A 21,530-nucleotide genomic window follows, 5' to 3' on the forward strand; every position below is an offset into this window, starting at 1 on the left:
TGAATCTGTAAAAATGTAGATGAAAAGTCTATCTGTAATTCGTTTACTTTTTCTCTAACCAACATCTCCTGAAAAGGGAGATGTTTTGTTTTCTTTAAGTTTTCTTTATCTTTCTTTTAAGTTTTCATCTTTAAAATTGCATTACATTCAAGAAAGATAGAGAGGGGAGAAGCCCATGACAGAAAAATTTTTTCAAAATCATTTTCAGCGCTTTGAAACCAAATACATCATTTCCAAGGAAACCTTGCTGGATCTATTGCTAGAGTTTGAAGGCTATCTGGTGGAGGATGAGCGAGCTTATTCGACCATTAACAATCTCTACTACGATACGCCGTCCTATCAGCTTATTCGTGAGTCCTTGGAAAATCCTCACTTTGACGAGAAGGTGCGTTTGCGAACCTATCAGGAGCATCCGACCGAGGATAGTCAAGTCTTTTTGGAAATCAAGAAAAAGACGGAGAATCTGGTCACCAAACGCCGGCTTGCAGCAGATTTGCTGACAGCGGAAGCCTACTTGGACGGTGATTACAGTCAGCTGACTGACCTTCAGATAGATAAGGAAATGGCTTGGCTGACCCAGCATTTTGGCCATATTCAGCCTATGATGTATATCGGCTATAATCGTTATTCTATGAAGGGGATTGAGGATGAACGGATTCGGATTACCTTTGATCACGACCTGACCTACCGTCCTTATGATCTGAGTCTCTTGGCTGGTCGCCATGGGGATCATCTCCTGCCAGCCAATCACGTCATTATGGAAGTTAAGATTCCAGAAGTTTGTCCGCTATGGCTCAGTGAGATCATGGATCGCTACCAGCTGTCTCCGAGCTCTTTCTCCAAATACGGCTTTGCCTATAAAAAGGCAAACTGTATCAGCAGTAAATAAAATAGATGGGAAAAGAAAAATGAAACAATCAAAATCAACTCTTAAAGAAATTAAATTGATGATTCCACTGGTCTTGATGACAGCAGTGCTAGGAGCATACAGTGCAAACGCCAGCAGCTCTACAGCTTCAAGCAACACCCAAGCTGCTAATGCTACAAGCACCAGTCAGATCAAGACCAATACTTCTGATTACTTTGCTTCAGAAGACTCAGACGCTTCTTATGATGAGTCAAAGGCGACGACTATCAGTTTGAGCGGCTCTAGTGCTAAGACCTCTGGTGACGGCGCTAGCGTCTCCGGCTCTACTGTGACAATCTCAGAAGCTGGAACCTATGTTGTTTCCGGAACGAGTGAAAATGTGCAGATTGTCGTCAAAGCAGGTGATAGCGACAAGGTTCAAATCGTCCTAAATGGCGTAACCATGAGCGGGACAGACGCAGCTATTCTGGTAGAAAATGCGGGTAAAACAAGCCTGACTCTGGCTGACGGCAGCCAAAACACAATCTCAGACTCATCAAATCACAGCAATAAAGATGCAGATGCAGCTATCTACAGTAACTCTGACCTGACTCTCAACGGCTCTGGAAGCCTGAAAGTTGACGGCAAGTATGAAACAGCGATCAAGTCTGAGCAGACCTTGCGGGTAACAGGTGGAACTTATACACTCGAGGCAGCTAAGAATGGTCTGTCTGCAGCTTCAGCCATTAATATCAAGGACGCTACTATTGATATCACAGCGACAGAAGATGCTATCCACGCGGACAATGATGAAGACACTTCTCTGGGGAATCTCTATATCCAGTCCGGCACCATCACGATCAATGCTGGTGATGATGGTCTGCACGCTAGCAATATCGCTTTGATTGATGGTGGAACGATTACGGTTTCTAAGAGTGTAGAAGCTCTGGAAGGAACCAATGTTACCATTAACGGCGGTAAACTGGATCTTTATGCGACGGATGATGGGATCAATGCAGCTAGTGATGTAACTGGCGCTGATATCTTTATCAAGATTACCGGTGGCGATATCAAGGTCGAGGTCGGTGAAGGTGATACAGACGCTATCGACTCCAACGGCGATGTCATTATGTCAGGAGGAAACTTGGATATTACTTCTACGGTATCTGCCTTTGACTTTGACGGAACAGCTACCTACACTGGCGGTACTATCACGGTCAATGGTGAAAGCCGGACAGAAATCACAGCAGACGGACCTGGCTCTGGTGGCGGCGGTGCCCCAGGCGGCCAAGGCGGTTTTGGTGGACGATAAAAAAGCCGATGAGATAACAATGAAATAGTGCCTAATGAAAAAGAAGAATCCTCATTCCGGCTGGAATGAGGATTTCTTGCTATTCATCAATTCTGATAGATAATTTTTCTGTATCCACGGTCACTTGAGCACCGATGGTAATGGTAAAGAGTGGCTGAGTATGAGCAAAGTCCAAGTCATAGAGGACAGGAATTGTCTTTAGAATAGGATGTTTGTCCAAGATATAAAGGAGCAACTCCTCTGTCATCTGACATTCTTTTGGGAAGCGGCCAATGAGAAGGGCCTGCGGGTTAGGATAGGCCTGAAGGAGGGCAGCTAGATTGCGTTCAAACTCCACATAATCATCTTCCTCCGCCTCTTCAACAAAGAGGACATAGTTCTCATCTGTTGGGTCATAGGGTGTTCCACGCAGGAGTGAGAAGGTGGAAAGATTACCGCCGATAACAGTGGCTTGGGCTTGTCCGTGATGATAGACTTTCCACTCAGTTTCATGGAAGGTCAGTGGCGCATCGGGCAGATACCAGGCATTGTCGCCCCATTTTTCACTAGGAGTCAATTCATAAGAAGTCTGGCTGACGGCCTTGAGCCAGCTCTCGGTCTGGTAGTCCTGCAGAGCATCCATCTTAAAGCTAGAGTAAGACGGTCCCATATAAGTTTTCATGCCGGTCTTGCTATAGATGGCGCTGAGCAAGGCTGTCGTGTCTGAGTAGCCGCAGAAAATCTTAGGATTTCTAGCAATTAATTCAAAGTCCAGGTAGGGCAGGAGCTCATTGCAGTTGAAACCGCCGATAGTAGCCAGAATGGCATCAACGGAGTCATCCGAAAAGGCAGCATGAATGTCTGCCACCCGGCTTTCGATGGAGGCAGAGCCTAATATATCATTTTCCAGATAATGCTCCGAAAAAGACACGGTAAATCCTAGCTTTTCCAAACGCTCCTTGGCGGCTAGATTGGCCTCAAAGCCACCGATGTGTTCGATTGACAACGAGGGGCTGACGACCCGAATGTGCATACCAGGTGTGAGTTTTTTCATAGGGACCTCCTTGTGATAAATTTTTATAGAATATCATAGCACAAAGGCCAAGGCCTGTAAAGCAATCTTAGGGCATTACGGGAATTTTTATTAAAAAAGGGAGCCGCTGAGGACTCCCTGATTGTATATATTCTTTTCTATGATTTATTCGCTGAGCTTAATGCTGCCGCTTTGAGCGTTGGCAGTAAGTGTAGTTGTCGGATTTTCGACTTTACGGATGGCAGAGCCGCCAAGTTCATCGCCTTTGGTGTGCTCTACACTCATACCACTAGGGATGTCAATTTCACCTAGATCCGTTTTCAGATCAAAGGATAGCTGCGACAAACTGCCAGAAACCAGATGCAGATTAATATCGCCCAATTGGTCAGTGATAGAGATTGTACCAGCTAATTCCAACTGTTCAGAGTTCAGTGAGCCACTTGAGATTTTCAGAGTGCTGTCGGAGATTTTGCTGGTGTTTAGGTTTACTTCTCCTAGAGAGCTTGCTATTTCGCCAGATGCGAACTGGCTGTTGCTCAGAGTGATGGTACCCGAAGAAGCATTGATTTTTCCAGCGTTAATCTGACTGTTATTAAGGGTAATGTCTCCCAGAGAGTTCTTAAATTTACCAGATGCGAATTGGCTATCATTCACAGTCAACGAGCCATTGGATAGAGAGAAGTCAGCATTTTGGGCTGATAGATTGGACAGCGTAACATCTCCTAGTGACGAACTGCCGCTGAATGTCTCAAGCTTGGTCCCCTTAGGCAGGGAAAGCTGCACAGTACGCTTTCCTTGAGATTCTTGGTCAAATAAGCTGAGTAAGGAGCGGATACCAGCGCTTATGTGGAAGGAGCCTGCACCGTCTTCCTTGATGTTTAAGTTTCCGTTTTCAGAACTTGTCGTGATTTTTCCAAGCGAGCTTCCATCAATCTGATAGTTACCATCGCTTTGGTAATAGGTCAAGTGAGCCTTGTCATCAGGAGATTCGCTGATGACGAGGTTTCTAGCCGCTAAGTTAATATTTAGGGAAGAAAGATCAGAGAAGCTTTCTTCTTTTTTCGTGAGTTTTACCTTGCTTTTGGCAGAATTGACCAAGTCATTGACACCGCCTGTCATGGAGCCGATAGTTGTCAAGGCTCCACCAAAGAGGCAGGCTAAAATAGCTGCAGATAAAAGAGGTTTTTTCAATTTGATGTTAGCCATGACGTGCTCCTTTCTTTGCGAAAAGTTGAGCTAGTTTGACAAAGCCAGCCTTGCCAAACTGAGTAACAGGAGAAATGCCTGCGTAGAAGATGCCGGACAGTCCCAGAGCTAGAACACTGAGCCCCAGAGTGAACAGGAAGGCCGGGATCGATGTCGTCAGTCCCACTGTCAAAGTGTCCCAGATCAGGCTGATTCCAAAAATAAAGAAGGCAAAGGCACCTATAGCCATGACGAGAGCAAAGATAAAGACTAAGAGGAAGAAAACGAAAGTCAAAAGAGCTGCTACTATAAAGAGCGGAATAGCCAAGGGTGCTGCCAAAATGGATAGGATAGCAATCTGGACGATGTTCTTAGTGTTTTTTGAGGAACTGCTGTCTTGATTATCTTCCTCGACTTTTTTGTCCAAAAGATTCAACATAATCTCGTGGGCCGCTTCCTTAGGGCTGCCTAAATCAGCAATAGCGGCTGCCTCGCCCTCTGGGCCTACCTCGTCGAAGTACTCAGTGAAGTAATCCATAGTTTCTTCATAGTCCTTGCGTGGCAGTTTTTTTAGATATTTTTCTAGCTCAGCTAGATACTCGGTTCTTGTCATGACGGATGCTCCCTTCTATGATACCGCTGATGGTCATGGTATAAGTTTGCCACTCTTCTTTTAGAGTGAGTAGATGTTCGTGCCCGTAGGCAGTGAGTGAATAGTATTTTCGTTTTCGTCCTTGGTACTCCTGCGAATAAGTCGTGAGGCAGTCATTTTGCTCCAGCTTCTTCAGAATGGGGTAAAGTGTTGATTCTTTGATATTGGCAATCAGCTTGATTGTCTGGCTGATTTCATAACCGTAGGAATCGTCTTTTTCAAGGATGGCTAAGATGAGAAACTCAATCAAAGCCGATGATGTGGGGAAAGACATAGGACCACCTCCTTGTGTAAAATATTTATATATAATCTTTCTATATATAGTCTACAACCTCTTAGGAAAAAAGTCAAGCAAAATATATAAAATTTTTATATATTTTTTGAAAAAGTCTTTTAATGGCTGTTTATAAGGCACATCAAAGTACATTTCTTCCTTACAAGAACTTTACATCTTCCTTAGCTTTTGTGTTGAAAACATCTTCCATAAAATGGTAAAATGGTGTAAGTCTAACTAAAAATATAAGAGAGATCAATGAAAAAACATCAAACCCTATATAAGTTTTTGGGCCAAACCCTACTATATTTTGTTATCTTTCTGGCCTTGCTTTATTTCTTTAGCTATCTGGGTCAGGGTCAGGGCGGCTTTATCTATAATGAATTTTAATGTGAGAGAGTAGGAAACAATGTCAAATAAAGTTATACAAGATATGATTGAAGCGATTGAGCATTTTGCTCAGGTGCAGCCGGATTTTCCGGTCTATGATATTTTAGGTCAAGTTCATACTTATGGCGATTTAAAGAAGGATTCCGATTCGTTGGCGGCTCAGATTGACCGTCTGGGACTTCCTGACAAGTCTCCGGTTGTGGTCTTTGGCGGCCAGGAATACGAGATGCTGGCTACCTTTGTGGCCTTGACTAAGTCTGGTCATGCCTACATTCCTATCGACAGCCATTCAGCCTTGGAGCGCGTGGCAGCGATTGTGGAAGTTGCTGAGCCAAGCTTGATTATTGCCATCAATGATTTTCCGCTGGCAGATGTAGCTGCTCCTATTTTCAGTGCGGAGCAAGTTCAGACAGCCTTCAGAGAGGGAGCGTCCTATGAGCTTAGCCATCCGGTGCAGGGAGATGACAACTATTACATCATTTTCACATCGGGAACGACTGGCAAACCTAAGGGAGTGCAGATTTCCCACAATAATTTGCTCAGCTTTACGAATTGGATGATTACGGATAAGGAGTTTGCGACTCCGGAGCGTCCTCAAATGTTGGCTCAGCCTCCATATTCTTTTGACTTGTCAGTCATGTACTGGGCACCGACTTTGGCCTTGGGAGGGACTCTTTTTGCCCTACCTTCGGCTGTGACTCAGGATTTCAAGCAGCTGTTTGAGACGATTCTCAGTCTGCCTATTGCTATATGGACTTCGACGCCTTCCTTCGCAGATATGGCCTTGCTGTCGGATGACTTTAATAGCCAGAAGCTGCCTCAGCTGACACATTTCTACTTTGACGGCGAGGAGTTGACAGTCAAGACAGCTCAGAAGCTGCGCGATCGCTTCCCTCAAGCACGCATCATCAATGCTTACGGTCCGACTGAGGCAACAGTGGCCCTGTCTGCGGTAGCAGTGACAGATGAGATGCTGCAAAATTGCAAGCGCCTGCCGATTGGCTATACCAAGGCGGACTCTCCGACCTTTGTCATTGACGAAGAGGGACGGAAAGTGCCGAATGGTCAACAGGGAGAAATCATCGTCTGCGGCCCAGCCGTATCCAAGGGCTATCTGAATAATCCTGAGAAGACAGCGGAGGCCTTCTTTGAATTTGAAGGTCTGCCAGCTTATCATACAGGAGATGTCGGCTCAATGACAGATGAAGGCCTGCTGCTCTACGGAGGCCGGATGGACTTCCAGATCAAGTTTAATGGTTTCCGTATTGAGCTGGAGGATGTGTCTCAGAACCTGAACAAATCTAAATACGTTGAGTCTGCGGTGGCTGTGCCCCGCTACAACAAGGATCACAAGGTCCAAAATCTGCTGGCCTATGTCATTCTCAAAGACGGTGTGGCTGAGCAGTTTGAGCGAGAAATCGATATTACCAAGGCAATCAAGGAAGATCTGCAGGATATCATGATGTCCTACATGATGCCGTCCAAGTTCCTTTATCGAGAGACCCTGCCTTTGACCCCGAATGGCAAGATTGACATCAAGGGGCTGATTAGCGAGGTCAATAAGCGATGATAGATTTCTTGAAACAGCTGCCTCACTTGGAACCCTACGGCAATCCAGTTTACTTTGTCTATATCGTTCTAGCAGTTCTGCCAATTTTTGTTGGACTTTTCTTTAAGAAACGCTTTCCCCTTTATGAAGCATTGGTCAGCTTGGTCTTTATCATCCTGATGCTGACAGGTCCTAGTCTGGCGCAGCTTTGTGCTTTGTTAGGCTATGTCATCTGGCAGATAGTTTGGGTTTATTCATACAAGTTCTATCGCCGGTCGCGGGACAGCAAGTGGATCTTTTATCTGCATACCTTGCTGGCGGTTCTGCCACTTGTGCTTGTCAAGGTAGAGCCCGCAATCAGCGGTCATCAGTCTCTCTTTGGCTTTTTGGGGATTTCCTATCTGACCTTTCGTTCGGTAGGGATGATGATTGAGATGCGCGATGGAGTTCTGACAGAATTCACGCTCTCGGAGTTCCTGCGTTTCCTGCTCTTCATGCCGACCTTTTCGAGCGGACCCATTGATCGTTTCAAGCGTTTCAATGAAGACTATTTGAACATTCCCGAGCGCGATGAGCTGCTGGATATGCTAGAGCAGTCTGTCAAGTATATCATGCTAGGCTTCCTTTATAAGTTTATCCTGGCACATATCTTTGGACATCTCTTGCTGGGGCATGTCAAGACCTACGCTCTCTATACCGGCGGTTTCTTTAATCTGGGGACTCTGGGCGTCATGTATGTCTTTGGTCTGGATCTCTTCTTTGACTTTGCCGGTTATTCGATGTTTGCGCTAGCTATTTCCAATCTCATGGGAATCAAGAGCCCTATCAACTTTGATAAGCCTTTTCTCTCTCGCGATTTGAAAGAATTTTGGAATCGCTGGCACATGAGTCTGTCCTTTTGGTTCCGTGACTTTGTCTTTATGCGGCTGGTCATGGTCCTGATGCGCAATAAGGTCTTTAAAAACCGCAACACGACCTCTAGTGTGGCCTATCTGATCAACATGCTGATTATGGGCTTCTGGCATGGTGTAACCTGGTACTATATCGCCTACGGTCTCTTTCATGGAGCTGGCTTGGTGGTCAATGATGCCTGGCTGCGCAAGAAGAAAACGCTAAACAAAGAGCGCAAGGCTAAGGGGCTTCCGCCTCTGCCAGACAATAAATGGACTCAAGCTTTGGGGATTGTGGTGACCTTTCACGCAGTCATGTTCTCATTTTTGATCTTTTCGGGATTTTTAAATGAGCTTTGGTTTAAAAAATAAAAATGAATGAGGAAGAAAAATGGATATAAAAGCAGAAGTAATTGAAATTATTGAAGAACTATTTATGGAAGATGTGTCAGACATGATGGACGAGGATTTGTTTGACGCTGGTGTCCTAGACAGTATGGGAACGGTCGAGCTGATTGTTGAGCTGGAAAACCGTTTTGACATTCGCGTGCCAGTGTCAGAGTTTGGCCGCGATGACTGGAACACAGCCAATAAAATCGTTGAAGGCGTGACGGAGCTTCGCAATGCTTAAACGACTCTGGCTGATTCTGGGGCCAGTTTTCTGCGCCATGGCCATGGTTGCCCTGCTCTTTTTCTTCTATCCGCTTGAAAAAAAGCATGATATAGAAGCAGAGAAGCGCTCGGCAGTGACCCTGACAGCAGAAAACTTCAAGAGCCGCAGTAAGAAGGTGACAGCCTTGACCGATAAGAAGATGCGCTTTGTTCCCTTTTTTGGCTCTAGCGAATGGCTGCGCTTTGATAGCATGCATCCGGCGGTCCTTGCTGAGAAGTACGACCGCTCCTATCGACCTTATTTTCTAGGCCAGCGCGGAGCAGCATCATTTAATCAGTACTTTGGTATGCAGCAGATGTCCTCTGAGTTGGAGGGACAAACGGCGGTCTATGTAGTGTCGCCCCAGTGGTTTACCAAGACTGGCTATGATGCTTCGGCCTTTCAGCAGTACTTCAACAGCGATCAGCTGACGGCTTATCTGTCTCAGCAGCAAGGAGATGCGGCGGCACAATATGCAGCCCAGCGCCTCCTGCAGCTCTATCCAGATGTCGCTATGGCAGAGAGTGTGCAGAAGCTGTCTGAAGGTAAAAAACTGAGTAGCTTTGAAGAGCGTCATATTGAGATGATGGCTCATCTTAATGAGCGCCAAGATGCTTTTTTCAGCAACTTTGCTGCCCTTAATAATGAAAATTATGACCAGCGAATTTTGCCTTATATGGCTGATTTGCCAGACACCTTCTCCTATCAGGCTTTGGAAGAGATTGCTACAGCAGAAGCCAAGAAGAAGACCAATAACAATCAATTCGGCATAGACAATCAATTTTACAAGACCCGTCTGGCCGGCAAGGTTGCCAAGCTAAGAGGTTTTCAAACCAAGCAATCTTATGAAAAATCCCCTGAGTACAACGACTTGCAGCTGGTTCTGGACCAGTTCGCCAAGTCAAAGACTAATGTCATCTTTATCATTCCACCGGTTAATTCTAAGTGGATGGAGTATACAGGACTTAGTCCTGAAATGTACCAGCGGACGGTTGCCAAGATTCGCTACCAGCTGGAAAGTCAGGGTTTTACCAATATTGCTGACTTTTCTAAGGACGGAGACAAGCCTTACTTCATGCAGGACACTATTCACATGGGCTGGAATGGCTGGCTGGCCTTTGACAAGGCGGTTGATCCTTTTGTAGCCAATCCACAGCCGGCGCCAAACTACCAGATCAATGACCGCTTCTTCACTAAGGAATGGTCTCAGTATACTGGCAAACCAGAAGAATTCAAATAAGGTTGGGACTTTCCAGCCTTATTTTTATAAAGGAGGAAAGATGAAGATTCGTTTGTCCCAAATAGAAGATATCCCAGCCATTATGGCGATTTATGATGTGGCTCGTCAGTTCATGAAAGACCAAGGCAATCCGACTCAGTGGGATGGAGGCTATCCCAGCGCGAGCTTGATTGAGGATGACATTGCGGCTGGCCATTCCTTTGTTGTCGAGGAAGAAGAGCAGCTGGTCGGCACTTTTGCCTTTATCATTGGAGAAGACCCGACCTATCGGGTCATCGAAAAGGGAGCCTGGCATTTTGCGGAGCCTTACGGCACCATTCACCGCATCGCTTCAAATGGCCAAGTCAGAGGCCTGTCCCGTCAGGTCTTTGATTTTTGTTGCCAGCAGCTTCCCTACTTGCGAATCGATACCCATGCGGACAATCAGCCTATGCAGGCAGCTGTGCTGAACTACGGCTTTAGGGAGTGTGGCATTATTTATGTGGCTGATGGCAGTCCTCGCCTGGCTTATGACTATCATCAATAAAAAAATCTGCCCTTGAGCAGATTTTTTGCGTTATATCAAAACATACTTTTCTACAGCTTCTGCAACTCCGTGCTCATTGTTGCTTTTGGTCACGGCTTTTGCCTCGGTTTTGACTACTTCGGGGGCATTGCCCATAGCGACTCCAAGTCCAGCCAGGCGGAGCATAGGAAGGTCATTGAAGTTGTCTCCGATTGTCATAACCTGCTCTAGTGGCACTTGATAGTGCTGGGCAATTTCGTATAAGGCTTGCTCCTTGGAGACATGCTTGGCCGTGACTTCCATGTAGTTGTCCTTAGAGAGATAGAAGGCTGTCTTGGCAAAGTCCAAGGTCTGTAGGTAGTCATGGAGTTTCTGGATGATAGGCGCTTCATCAATGAGGAGTAACTTGTGAGCAGGCATTAGCACATCCAGCACCGGCATTAGTACATTCTGAATTATCGGCTGCTCACCTGTAATAGCTGCCTCTATCTGCACCCACTTATCCAGACGGTCAGCGATCCAATCCTTACCAGAATAGAGATTGATGGACACACTAGGAAATTCAGCCTTGACAAGTTCCAGAAAAGTGCGGATTTCTTTCTTGTCCAGAGGATGCTCGATAATAGTTTCATAAGCTTGCGGTTCACCCTTGATGACCAGAGCGCCATTGTAGCAGGCCAGCGGATTATCTCCCAGCCCCAGCTCACGGGCAATCGGCTCCATGCCTAGAGGAGATCGGGCAGAAGCGAGGACGAAAGGGATTTTTTCTCGGCTTAGCGGGGGAATCATGTCCTTGAGCTCAGAATCTACTTGGTGCTGGTCATCCAAAATGGTGCCGTCAATATCGCTGATAATCAGACGAATCGGTTGTGTCATAGCTCTTCCTCCTTTGTGTCTAAAAGATCGATTTAATAAATTATTTTAACCTTGTCTCCGAGCAGTTTTTGGACTTCAGGGCTGGGCTCTTGGTCCGTAATCCAGTAGTCAAAGTCGCTGACAGGACCCAGGATGTACTTAGACTCTTTCTGCCACTTGTCTTGTTCGGCCAGCAGAATCTTAGTCTTGGCGTGCTTCAAAGCCAGTTTTTTCAGATGGGCATCAGCTTCGTCTTCAAAGCTGACTAGACCGTCAGAGACACTAGCTGCTCCGATAAAGGCAATGTCAAAAGAAATTTGCTGCAACAGCTCTGCTTCATTGAGCGCGTAGTAGAATCGGTTTTTGGGATAAAATTTCCCGCCTAAGAGGTGAAAGTTCACTTTGTCCTGACTGCTCAGCATGATTGCATTATCCAGAGAATGGGAATAGATTGTCATAGGCTCCTTGATGCGCTGAGCCAGATGGAGAACGATGGTTGAGACATCAAAGAAAGCAATCTGCTCCGGCTTGAGAAAGTCATGAGCCTTCTGAGCAATAGCCTTTTTTTCTTGACTTAGTTGGTTGATACGGTCGTTAAAGGAGGGGATTTGCCGTCTAGTATCCAGCGGGATAATACCTCCGTGGGTGCGCTGCACAAGTCTACGCTCGCTCAAAATCGAAAAATCTCGCCGGATGGTATCTTTAGAGACCTGAAAATGTTCAATCATATCCTTGGCTGACAGCTGTTTTTTCTCAGCCAAAAGCTCTAAGATTTCAGCTAAGCGTTGTTCTTGGTACATGCATGTCCCTCCTTGCTTTTCTAAATAGAGTATAACACGACGGATAAGTTTTTACAAGTATTTTTAATGTTTTACAAGTTTTTTGAAATGCATAGGAGAAAGACAAAAAAACCGAGCAAAACTCGGTTTTTATGATTTATAATAATCAAAAGATATTTTTCAATTAAGGTGTTTGAATATTGACAGATCCATCGCTGCCGACCTTAACATCAACACCGCCTCCTTGAACATGAACGCCATCTTCATTTACGCTAACACCAGCGTTATCAGTTTGTACATTAGCAGCACCGTCTCCGTTAGTTTCAACAGAAGCATCGCCGCTTTCGTCATCGCCATTTACATTAACGCTAGTATCACCGCCGTTTACGTTGACTTTGGCACTGCCGCTTTCTTCAGATGTGCTGCTAGAGCTTGTTTTAGCTTTAGATGAAGAAGATACGCTTGAGCTGGAACTTGAGCTTTCTTCAGTCTTCTTATCCGCAGAATTTCCGCAAGCTGCTAAAAAGAAAAGTGCAATTAGTGGTAATAAAAATAAAGAAATTTTAGATAATTTTTTCATCTTACCCCTCCTTCTAGTATAATATTAAACAAATATTTCATTTGAAGCAATGAAAAACTGGATTGATACATAAATAACATGCTCTGTTAATAAAAATGTTACAAAATATATGCAAGTTAATTAGACAATACATAGATTTTATAAGCTTTTCCACGATTTTCCGCTTATTTAGTGTGTAATTGTTTTGTAACAAAATTCTTGTCCGTGAGAAGGAGAAAAATAACATTTTTGCAACATTTCTTTTCCTCTTTAAATGGAGAAATCATGCTATAATCAACCTATGTTATCAAGAGATTTTCAGAAACTAATCGAGGTGGACACAGTTGCGGCAGCGCGAGCTTTGCTAGGTATGCAGCTGATTCTAAATGGCCAGAAGTTAGGCCGAATTGTCGAAACAGAAGCCTATCTAGGAAGTCAGGATAGTGCCTGTCATTCGGCTAGAGGGCGCCGCTCTCCTAAGAATGAATCCATGTATCTGTCAGCAGGTCACTGGTATGTTTATCAGATTTATGGTCATCAGATGCTGAATCTGGTGACCAAGGCTGAAAATGTAGCCGAAGCCGTACTGATTCGAGCCTTGGAGCTTCCGGATGGCCGACTTTTAGCTAACGGCCCTGGCAAGCTAACAAAGTATGCTGGGATTGATAAGCGCTTTGATGGCCAGAGTTTAGCGACTTCCAGTCTGCAATTAGCCCATGATCTGACTCCCAATCAGATTGCCAGTCGTCCGCGGATTGGCGTGACCTGCACAGATGCCTGGCGAGAGGAGCCTTTAGGTTTTTATGTGGCCGGCAATCGTCATGTCTCAAAAATTCCTAAGCGAGGCCTGCTGGATGATGAGGACACCTGGAAGAAGGAGTAAAAGATGAAGAAAACAGAGATTTTTGAGCAAGTTGTAGAAATTATGCGAGAGGATTCCTCTACAAAGAAAGACATCACGGGTGCAAATCCCGAGGAATATAGAGCGCGTATCACAGACCAGATGAGCCAAGAGGACTTTCTTTACCAGATGCATTGTTATATAGCCAGTTTTGGGATTTTGTCTCATGTTTGGTTTGGGCTTAAGGAAACGCAAACGCCCGGTTTTAAACTGAGATACTACCAAGATCGCCTCTATGTTCTGCAGGCAAATAGCGATACGGGGCTGAAACGTGGAGACCAGATTCTAGCTTTAGATGGAAAAGCCTTGCCTCAGGTGTATCAAGAGCACAAGGATTATTTTGTCAGTTCCACACCAGAGCGCCAGCACAAGGAGTGGGCTTACTTTGTGGGGCATGCCGGAGAAGTTACAGTGGTACGCAATGGCAAGGAAGAGCAACTGCATGTTCAGCCGACCGCTCACACAAAGAAGCCACCGCAGTTTGAATGGCACAATCTTTCTGAGGACATCGTCTATCTTAAGTTAGAAGATTTTACGGATGAGGCTGCTATCACTCAGCTATATGCAGACAGCCAAGCAGCTATTGAGCAGGCCAAGTATTTAATCATTGATGTTCGAGTCAATTATGGCGGGACGGACTCGCTTTATTATCCACTTTTCAAATATACTCTCCCTCAGGGGAAGGCCTTCAGTGACTTAGATTTGCCAAACGATGATGGGATGGAGATTCTCTATACCGATAGAAATGTTGATTTGCGTCAGCAACTGATGCAAAATATCCTGAAAGATCCAAACTTGTCAGCAGAAACTCACCAAATTATCAAAGAATTTCTAAAAGAGCTAGAAGAAAATCGGGGGAAAGGTTATGTCCTCTATGGCGATGAAGACAGCAATCAAAACTTTCTGCCAGATGTCCTAGGCCTAGCTCGACCTGAAAAAGTCTTTGTGCTAGCAGATGTTACCTGTGGGTCTTCAGGTGACAATTTTGTTGATACTATGAAAAAGATGCCCAAGGTTACGGTTCTAGGGCGTCCGACTATGGGCATTCTAGATTATTCCAATTGCTGCGTGAAGGATTTTGGTGACTATGAGCTCCTGTTTCCCACTTCACGTGACATTAGGATTGATCAAGGAAAGGGCATGAATGACAAGGGAGTTGAACCGGATATCCTGATTCCTTGGACACCAGAACACTTAGAGCGGGATGTGGACCTGGAAGAGTGCCTCAACTATTGCAAAAACGCTTAGGATTTCTAAGCGTTTTTCGTCTTTATTATATCTTGTCAAACTTCTCAATGTAAAAGAGAGTTAGTGTCACGATGGCAGCCAAGCCAATGAGAATGAGGATGGCTGGAGTCCAGGAATGGAATAAATCAAAGCTGTATCCAAAGAGGCTAGGTCCAAAGGCGGCCAGAATATAACCACCAGTCTGGGCCAAGCCAGATAGCTGAGCGGTTTGCTCAGGAGTAGTGGTTTTCAGCGAGAAAGTGACCATGAGGTAGGGGAAGAGGGCGCTGACGGACATACCGATTAGCAGATTGAGGATGAGCCAGTAGACAAAGGAATCTGTCCTGACCAGCAGCATACCTAGGCCAACCATACCAGTTACAGAAAAGAGAGCGATCATTCCCAAGCGTTTTTTAGCGGATAGACGCGTTGTCAGACTAGGTATCGTCATGGCCAAAGGAAGACTGATAAAGGAAAAGACAGAGGCCAAGAAACCAGTAGCATCATCTGAAAGTCCTGCCAACTGACCAAGAGTCGGCAGCCAAGTGATAGCCGTATAAAAGAGTAAGGACTGCAGACCACCGAAAACAATCAGAGCCCATACTCTAGGATTTTTTAGCAGGGAGCCCATTTGCTGCTCGCGATTTTTACCAGTCAGTTTGTGATTGTGCCGGCTGTTGGGAATCCACACCAAGCAGGCCAGTAAGCAGATAAAGGTCAGGACGAGAATCAGTCCTTTCCAGCCAGCTAAGCGGACAATAGGCGCAGCCAAGGGAGACATGACTGAGATGGCCAGTCCCATAGAAGTGATATAAAGCGTGGTTAAAAATCCAATTTTTTCTGGCTGATTGGCCTGAATAACATTAGGCAGGAGCACATTTAAGACGGCGATGGCGGCCCCTAGCATGATTGTACCTGCATAGAGTAGAGGCAGGTTAAAGATACGAATAAAAGAGCCCAGAGTCAGCACAATCATGGCTAGGGTAAAGAGCTTTTCCAGACCGACCTTTTGAGCTAGGCGTGGGGAAAAGGCTGAGCAGAGGGCAAACATGATCAAGGGCAGGCTAGTCAGCAGTCCCAGAGAGTTGACAGGAACTTGCAGCCCCTTGGCAATATCGCCCAGCACAACGGGCAGCACTGCAAAAGGCGCCCGTAGGACAACCCCCACCATCAAAATACCTGGAAGCAAAAATGTCGAATGTTTCTTTTTCATAAAGTAAAGTTTCCTCCTATATAAATATCAAAATAAAATCAGTCCATCAAATCCAGAAAATATTGGCTGATAACTGTTTCTGGTAATGTTTTCTTTTGCTGGAGCCACCAACTGACCGTCTCCACAAAGGTAGAAGTCACATAATTTCTCAGAAAGGGCTCTGGCAGCTGAGATTTTTTCTGCAGGAGCTGCTCCTGAATCATCGGAAAGAGATAGTTTTCCAGCTCAATCTTTAAGCGATTGGTGAAATAGATATTTTTCGAAAGCAGCAAGGTTGCAATCTTGTCCTGATTCTTTTGGAAATGCTTGAAAATGTGGGTGGTTGCTTCAAAGAGATCCTTGCCGTCGTCGCGTTCAAGAAAGGTATGCTGAAAGAGGTCTTGGCAAACCTCCTCTAGCAAAGCTTCCTTAGTATCGAAATGGGCATAAAAAGTCGACCGGCCAACGTCTGCCAGGTCGATGATTTCTTGCACGGTGATGCTTTCATAGCTTTTTTGATGCAGCAGGCTGATAAAAGCTTGGTAAATAGCTGCGCGTGATTTCTTGACTCGTCTGTCCATAGCGTTTCGGAACAAAAGAGCAGGATTGTTCAATAACAGACAAAGCCCCTCAATTGCTTCTTGTTTCCTTTCTGAGAATAAGGGATAATAAAGATGAAGAAAACTGAACAAGGTGTTCCGTTTTGATTACATTATACTATAAATTTAGCCAAACTGAAAGGAGGCTGCCGTGAAATCTAGTAAAAATATGACTATTGCCTTTCTGTTAAACTTTTCCTTTGCCATTCTTGAGTTTATCTTTGGTTTCATGTTCAATTCCAGCGCTGTATTAGCCGATGCCGTGCATGACACGGGAGATGCGATGGCCATCGGACTTTCCACCCTTTTTGAAAAAATTTCTAATAAAAAAGAAGACAAGAAATACACTCTGGGCTATAAGCGCTACAGCCTTTTGGGAGCCCTGCTGACCTCGGTCATCTTGCTAGTCGGCTCGACCTTGGTGATTATCGAAAACGTACCCAAGGTCTTTGCGCCTGAAAAGGTTAATTATGACGGGATGCTGGTGCTGGGTATTTTCGCCATTATAGTCAATCTAGCAGCCAGCAAGGTAGTCGGCCATGGTCATGGACACAGTCATAATGAGTCTATTCTCAGTCTCCATTTCTTAGAGGACATTTTGGGCTGGGTGGCTGTTATTCTGGTCTCTATCGTTCTGCGCTTTACCGATTGGTATTTTCTAGATCCGCTGCTCTCCCTGCTTATCGCGGGCTTCATCCTCAGCAAGGCCCTGCCTAAGTTCTGGGAAAACATCAAGATTTTTCTGGATCATATCCCTAGCGATATTGATTTGAGTCAGCTTTATCAGGAAATTTTGGCGGTTGAAAACGTTCAGGCTATTACCCAGCTCAATGTCTGGACCACAGATGGTTTGGAAAAATTTGCCATGATCCATATCTGTCTTGAAAATCCAGAGCTGCTGGCCGAGACTCAGACTACTCTGCGTCAAGAACTGCAAGCCTATGGCATCACCAAAATCACTATCCAGACGGATAGCAGCTTGGAAGAGCATGAAGAGTGGTGTTTAGGTGGGGAGAGTGATTTAAAACCTCATACTTAATAGTACTAGTGTAAATTATATCTCTGCAGTCCGATATTTCGGGCTGTTTTTCGTTTTGCAGTCTAATTTTCATCACTTAACTGGTTCTATTTTTACAATTTTCTTCTTATTTAATATGTCTTTTTCCCTTTTTGAAAATTCTAGCCTTTTTGATTTTGTAGTTTTTCTATAAAAAATAGACAAGCCGCGCACAATGTGCATTTTTAGATAGGTTTTACATATAATAAAATGCAAATGTATTGACAATGCTTTTTCTTTAGCATATACTATTGGGTAGGAAGAAACAGGCAAAGCTTGCTAAGCCTTGTCCTGAAGCGCCTTTCCTAAGCATATCGACTACCGATCAGAAGAGGACAGATGCTGTCACACTGTCCATCTGAAGGTTGAAAAAGAAGCAGTAAAGGGGAAAATTCCTCAAAAAAATTTGCTGTTTTTTTATCCTCGAAGTAAAAAAACGCTTTAAAAAAGTGTCAAAAAGCTTGATATAACAAGGTTTTGTCAAAATTAAACATTTTTTTAAATGTAATCATTTTTTTCGAAGCAAACCTGTTGACAAGATGTCAATTATGTCATATACTGTGATAGGTAAATGTTTTTTAAAGCAAATAAAGCTTTTGTTCCTAGCATTTCCTACCAAAATATGCATATCGGTAAAAAGAAAAACCATAAGACAAGAATTCTTATCTTATGGCACTGGCTGCTTGATGATTCGGGTTAAACCAACTTCACACACACACGGTTTAACCTGCATCTAAAAGCATGAGAAATTTTTGCAAGAGAACTTGCTTTGTATAGTATTTAAGAACGCAAGAACAAATGTTTTTGGCATCTGCTTTTTTGCGCCCCTTTTGACAAAACTAAAACGCCCTTATCAATCCTAGGATTGGTTTAAGGATTGTTTACTAGGTTTATCAAATGGAGATACTGCTCAAAGCATCTAACTTAAAACATTAAGTTTGGTTCTATTGGTAAATTTTCCATGTACTAGCCTAACTTAAAAAGCTTAAAGAAACCTTAAAGGAAGCTTTAAGCGAGGGAGATTTTTTTAAGAAAGCTGTTATCTATTAACGCATAGAAAGAATTGAAGGATTTTTACAAAAAAATCACAGACAGGAGAAACAAATGGCACTAATCGCTATATTGGTTCAATTCAATCTGATAACGGCAGCTCAAAAAGAAGAAATTCTTCAAGATATGCCACAATCAAACATGCAGTTAGAGAGATATCTAATCAGCAAGGGCTATGTGACAGAAGAAGATATGCTGAAAGTCATGAGTTACTATTATCGTGTACCTCATGTCAATCTATCACAGTTTGTGATAGAAAAGGAAGCTGTCGAGAAGGTTTCAGAAAAAGTTGCTAAACGTCATGGATTGATTCCGATCTCTTTCACAGATGGGGAAGAGGGAGAAGAACCCAAGTTAGTAGTTGCGATGGCAGACCCAAGCAACTATATCGCCCTAGACGACGTTAAAATCGTTTCTAAGATGGCGGTAGAACCTTATGTAACTTTTCGGGATGATATTGAGAAGTATATCGATCAATACTATTCTAAAGGAGAAGAAGCCCAACAGGCAGCGACCGAAATCGAAGGTTTTAATGTGGATGAAGAGATTGTCGAAGAAGATCTCGAAATCAAAAACGCTCCGGTTGTACGTTTGATTGACTCGATTATCAGTCAGGCAATCAAGACGCGGACCAGCGATATCCATATTGAGCCCTTTGAAAAAGTTGTTCGTGTTCGTTTCCGGGTTGACGGGACCTTGGTGGAAAATATGCAGTTGAAAGCCAATGCTCACTCAGCCATTGCGACACGGATTAAGATCATGAGTGGTCTGGACATCGCCGAGCGACGGATTCCTCAGGATGGACGGATTGAAACAACCATCGACGGCAAAGAAGTCGATATGCGGGTTTCAGTCTTGCCTACTGTATTCGGTGAAAAAATCGTTATTCGGATTTTGAGCCGGAATGCAACTCTCCTCAGTAAAGAGGAGCTGGGATTCTCGCCAACCAATCAGAAGCTCTTTGAAGATATTCTTAAGGCGCCAGAAGGCATTATCTTGCTGACTGGTCCTACAGGAAGCGGAAAGACAACCACTCTCTACACAGCGCTCCGTGAGCTCAATGATGTAGGAAAAAATATCATCACTGTTGAAGATCCGGTTGAGTACCGATTGGAAGGGGTCAACCAAGTTCAGGTAAATAACAAAGCTGGACTGACCTTTGCGAGTGGTTTGAGAAGTATCCTGCGTCAGGACCCGGACATCGTTCTTTTGGGGGAGATTCGGGACGAAGAGACAGCTAGTATCGCGGTTCGGGCCGCTATCACTGGTCACGTCGTTCTCTCGACTATCCACACCAATGACACAGCTAGTACAGTCAACCGTTTGGTCGATATGGGCATCAAGCCTTATCTGGTCTCAACGGCGACTGTCGGTATTATCGCACAGCGCTTGATTAAGCGCATCTGTCCTAAGTGTAAGACTGAGTACACTGTAGAAACAAATGAACATGCAGGTATCGGTATTCACAAGGGAGACACCTTGTATCGCGGACGCGGCTGCAACTACTGCAGCGGTACGGGATACTATGGACGTATCGCTATCCACGAAATCATGGCAGTGACACGGGAGATTAAGTCACTAATTAATGATGGTGGAACAACAGCACAGCTTCGAGCAGAAGCTAAGAAAAATGGTATGCGAGACTTGGCGGAGGAGGCCATTGATATCGCAAAACAGGGGACTACAACGATTGAAGAAGCAATGAAGATTGCCTTTAGTCTAGAAGGGGAAGTTTAGGATGAATTTGGATGAGTTAATTAAGCAGGCGATTGAAGCGGGTGCATCAGATATCCACTTCACGGTTGGCGCTGAACCAACCATGCGTCTGCACGGGAGGTTAACACAACTCAACAATACAATTTTGACCAACGAAGACACGGTTCGCTTCACCAAGCACATTTTAAATGATAAGCAGATTGCCCATCTTTTAGAAGTCGGTGAAGTGGACTGTGCCTACGAGGTCGATAATGGCTATCGCTTGCGGGTCAATATCTTTAAGCAGAAAAATAACTGCGGAATTGCCTTGCGGGTCATTCCCAAGGATATTCCATCTATGGAATCTCTGGGATTGCCACCAGTTATCAAAAAGCTGGCTGAGAAACGCCGGGGGCTGATATTGGTTACCGGGCCAACAGGAAGCGGAAAGTCAACGACCCTGGCAACCATGATCAACTACATGAATAGCTTGCGGGACGAGCACATCATCACGATTGAAGATCCGATCGAGTACATGCACACGCATAATAAGTGCTTGGTCAACCAGCGTGAGCTGGGAGCGGATACGCAAAGCTTCGGCAATGCCCTCCGCGGCGCCCTTCGTCAGGACCCGGATGTCATCTTAGTCGGTGAGATGCGGGATAAGGAAACAATTGAAATCGCTCTGCGTGCGGCGGAAACAGGTCACTTGGTCCTGTCAACTCTCCACACGGTCGGTGCCGTAAACACCATGGACCGGATTATCGACGTATTTCCAGCCGAGCAGCAAGAGCAGATCCGTGTACAGCTTTCAGCCGTTATGGAAGGGGTTGTATCGCAGCAGCTCATGCGTACAGCGACCGGCAAGGGTCGTGTGGCCGCCTTTGAAATCATGCTGGGAACACCCGCTATTCGCAACCTCATTCGCGAAGGAAAGACCCACCAGCTGCTGACGCCAATCCAAACAGGGGCTCAGCTAGGCATGATTACCATGGACACTTCGCTCATGGGACTCTACCGTCGCAATGTCATTGATCAGAGAACACTGCTGTCCTACTCAGTGGATCGCGCTCAAGTTGAAAAATCCCTAGGAATAGTGGGGTACTAG

22 protein-coding genes are annotated in these 21,530 nt (G+C 44.9%); 13 read left to right on the top strand and 9 right to left on the bottom strand.

The window, feature by feature from the left end:
* The first annotated feature begins 175 nt into the window (after nucleotides 1-175).
* The gene (locus FKX92_RS10695; RefSeq protein WP_149566302.1) at nucleotides 176-889 is read left to right on the top strand and encodes a polyphosphate polymerase domain-containing protein; all 714 of its coding nucleotides are present in this window, start codon (nucleotides 176-178) and stop codon (nucleotides 887-889) included.
* A gap of 19 nt (nucleotides 890-908) precedes the next feature.
* Entirely contained in the window at nucleotides 909-2,159 is a 1,251-nt protein-coding gene (locus FKX92_RS10700) for a carbohydrate-binding domain-containing protein (RefSeq protein WP_187759431.1), read from the top strand.
* A gap of 79 nt (nucleotides 2,160-2,238) precedes the next feature.
* Here the strand turns inward: FKX92_RS10700 and FKX92_RS10705 are convergent, their stop codons facing one another.
* From FKX92_RS10705 to FKX92_RS10720, 4 genes are all read right to left on the bottom strand, one after another.
* Complete coding sequence (locus FKX92_RS10705) at nucleotides 2,239-3,192, bottom strand: S66 family peptidase (RefSeq protein WP_149566303.1); 954 nt, start codon at nucleotides 3,190-3,192, stop codon at nucleotides 2,239-2,241.
* 144 nt (nucleotides 3,193-3,336) lie between these two features.
* Entirely contained in the window at nucleotides 3,337-4,377 is a 1,041-nt protein-coding gene (locus FKX92_RS10710; protein WP_002927373.1) for a DUF4097 family beta strand repeat-containing protein, read from the bottom strand.
* Nucleotides 4,370-4,969, bottom strand: coding sequence for a DUF1700 domain-containing protein (locus FKX92_RS10715; protein WP_002910970.1), 600 nt, complete (start codon nucleotides 4,967-4,969; stop codon nucleotides 4,370-4,372). Before FKX92_RS10715 ends, FKX92_RS10710 begins: the two co-directional genes overlap by 8 nt.
* Nucleotides 4,944-5,282 (bottom strand): PadR family transcriptional regulator, encoded by a 339-nt coding sequence (locus tag FKX92_RS10720; RefSeq protein WP_002899377.1) that lies wholly within the window; start codon nucleotides 5,280-5,282, stop codon nucleotides 4,944-4,946. Before FKX92_RS10720 ends, FKX92_RS10715 begins: the two co-directional genes overlap by 26 nt.
* A gap of 258 nt (nucleotides 5,283-5,540) precedes the next feature.
* Here FKX92_RS10720 and FKX92_RS10725 point away from each other — a divergent pair, with 258 nt between their 5' ends.
* From FKX92_RS10725 to FKX92_RS10750, 6 genes are read left to right on the top strand one after another with little or no spacing between them, the layout of a single operon-like run.
* A complete protein-coding gene (locus FKX92_RS10725; protein ID WP_002894209.1) occupies nucleotides 5,541-5,672 on the top strand; it encodes a teichoic acid D-Ala incorporation-associated protein DltX in 132 nt (43 codons plus the stop codon).
* Between the two features lie 19 nt (nucleotides 5,673-5,691).
* On the top strand, nucleotides 5,692-7,242 hold the full coding sequence (gene dltA, locus FKX92_RS10730; protein ID WP_002910971.1) for a D-alanine--poly(phosphoribitol) ligase subunit DltA: 1,551 nt from the start codon (nucleotides 5,692-5,694) through the stop codon (nucleotides 7,240-7,242).
* Entirely contained in the window at nucleotides 7,239-8,483 is a 1,245-nt protein-coding gene (dltB, locus tag FKX92_RS10735; RefSeq protein ID WP_149566304.1) for a D-alanyl-lipoteichoic acid biosynthesis protein DltB, read from the top strand. Before dltA ends, dltB begins: the two co-directional genes overlap by 4 nt.
* A gap of 19 nt (nucleotides 8,484-8,502) precedes the next feature.
* On the top strand, nucleotides 8,503-8,742 hold the full coding sequence (gene dltC, locus FKX92_RS10740) for a D-alanine--poly(phosphoribitol) ligase subunit DltC (RefSeq protein WP_002894204.1): 240 nt from the start codon (nucleotides 8,503-8,505) through the stop codon (nucleotides 8,740-8,742).
* Nucleotides 8,735-10,003: a D-alanyl-lipoteichoic acid biosynthesis protein DltD gene (gene dltD, locus FKX92_RS10745; protein WP_149566305.1), complete on the top strand. Its 1,269-nt coding sequence runs from the start codon at nucleotides 8,735-8,737 to the stop codon at nucleotides 10,001-10,003. Before dltC ends, dltD begins: the two co-directional genes overlap by 8 nt.
* Nucleotides 10,004-10,043: 40 nt before the next feature.
* Complete coding sequence (locus FKX92_RS10750; RefSeq protein ID WP_149566306.1) at nucleotides 10,044-10,529, top strand: GNAT family N-acetyltransferase; 486 nt, start codon at nucleotides 10,044-10,046, stop codon at nucleotides 10,527-10,529.
* A gap of 30 nt (nucleotides 10,530-10,559) precedes the next feature.
* On the opposite strand, the gene FKX92_RS10755 is transcribed toward FKX92_RS10750, so the two are convergent.
* The 3 genes from FKX92_RS10755 to FKX92_RS10765 all read right to left on the bottom strand — a co-directional run bounded on the left by FKX92_RS10755 (nucleotide 10,560) and on the right by FKX92_RS10765 (nucleotide 12,722).
* Nucleotides 10,560-11,384 carry a Cof-type HAD-IIB family hydrolase gene (locus FKX92_RS10755; RefSeq protein ID WP_149566307.1) on the bottom strand — a complete coding sequence of 275 codons (825 nt, stop codon included), beginning with the start codon at nucleotides 11,382-11,384 and terminating at the stop codon, nucleotides 10,560-10,562.
* 32 nt (nucleotides 11,385-11,416) lie between these two features.
* On the bottom strand, nucleotides 11,417-12,163 hold the full coding sequence (locus FKX92_RS10760; RefSeq protein ID WP_149566308.1) for a DeoR/GlpR family DNA-binding transcription regulator: 747 nt from the start codon (nucleotides 12,161-12,163) through the stop codon (nucleotides 11,417-11,419).
* Between the two features lie 163 nt (nucleotides 12,164-12,326).
* Nucleotides 12,327-12,722 (bottom strand): hypothetical protein, encoded by a 396-nt coding sequence (locus FKX92_RS10765; RefSeq protein ID WP_002899368.1) that lies wholly within the window; start codon nucleotides 12,720-12,722, stop codon nucleotides 12,327-12,329.
* Between the two features lie 280 nt (nucleotides 12,723-13,002).
* On the opposite strand from FKX92_RS10765, the gene FKX92_RS10770 reads away from it, so the two are divergent.
* The gene (locus tag FKX92_RS10770) at nucleotides 13,003-13,584 is read left to right on the top strand and encodes a DNA-3-methyladenine glycosylase (protein WP_187759432.1); all 582 of its coding nucleotides are present in this window, start codon (nucleotides 13,003-13,005) and stop codon (nucleotides 13,582-13,584) included.
* Between the two features lie 3 nt (nucleotides 13,585-13,587).
* Nucleotides 13,588-14,850: a S41 family peptidase gene (locus tag FKX92_RS10775; RefSeq protein WP_149566310.1), complete on the top strand. Its 1,263-nt coding sequence runs from the start codon at nucleotides 13,588-13,590 to the stop codon at nucleotides 14,848-14,850.
* A gap of 25 nt (nucleotides 14,851-14,875) precedes the next feature.
* Here FKX92_RS10775 and FKX92_RS10780 read toward each other — a convergent pair whose 3' ends face one another.
* Nucleotides 14,876-16,042 (bottom strand): CynX/NimT family MFS transporter, encoded by a 1,167-nt coding sequence (locus FKX92_RS10780; RefSeq protein WP_149566311.1) that lies wholly within the window; start codon nucleotides 16,040-16,042, stop codon nucleotides 14,876-14,878.
* Between the two features lie 38 nt (nucleotides 16,043-16,080).
* Nucleotides 16,081-16,602, bottom strand: coding sequence for a TetR/AcrR family transcriptional regulator (locus FKX92_RS10785; RefSeq protein WP_023917100.1), 522 nt, complete (start codon nucleotides 16,600-16,602; stop codon nucleotides 16,081-16,083).
* Nucleotides 16,603-16,771: 169 nt separating this feature from the next.
* Here FKX92_RS10785 and FKX92_RS10790 point away from each other — a divergent pair, with 169 nt between their 5' ends.
* The 3 genes from FKX92_RS10790 (at nucleotide 16,772) to FKX92_RS10800 (ending at nucleotide 21,530) form a co-directional block, all read left to right on the top strand.
* The gene (locus FKX92_RS10790) at nucleotides 16,772-17,659 is read left to right on the top strand and encodes a cation diffusion facilitator family transporter (protein WP_149566312.1); all 888 of its coding nucleotides are present in this window, start codon (nucleotides 16,772-16,774) and stop codon (nucleotides 17,657-17,659) included.
* A gap of 1,122 nt (nucleotides 17,660-18,781) precedes the next feature.
* A complete protein-coding gene (locus FKX92_RS10795; RefSeq protein WP_002894193.1) occupies nucleotides 18,782-20,464 on the top strand; it encodes a GspE/PulE family protein in 1,683 nt (560 codons plus the stop codon).
* Between the two features lies 1 nt (nucleotide 20,465).
* Nucleotides 20,466-21,530, top strand: a complete 1,065-nt coding sequence (locus FKX92_RS10800; protein ID WP_002894192.1) for a type IV pilus twitching motility protein PilT — start codon at nucleotides 20,466-20,468, stop codon at nucleotides 21,528-21,530.

Origin of the sequence: Streptococcus sanguinis (assembly GCF_008329445.1) — a bacterium.
GTDB lineage: Bacteria > Bacillota > Bacilli > Lactobacillales > Streptococcaceae > Streptococcus > Streptococcus sanguinis_O.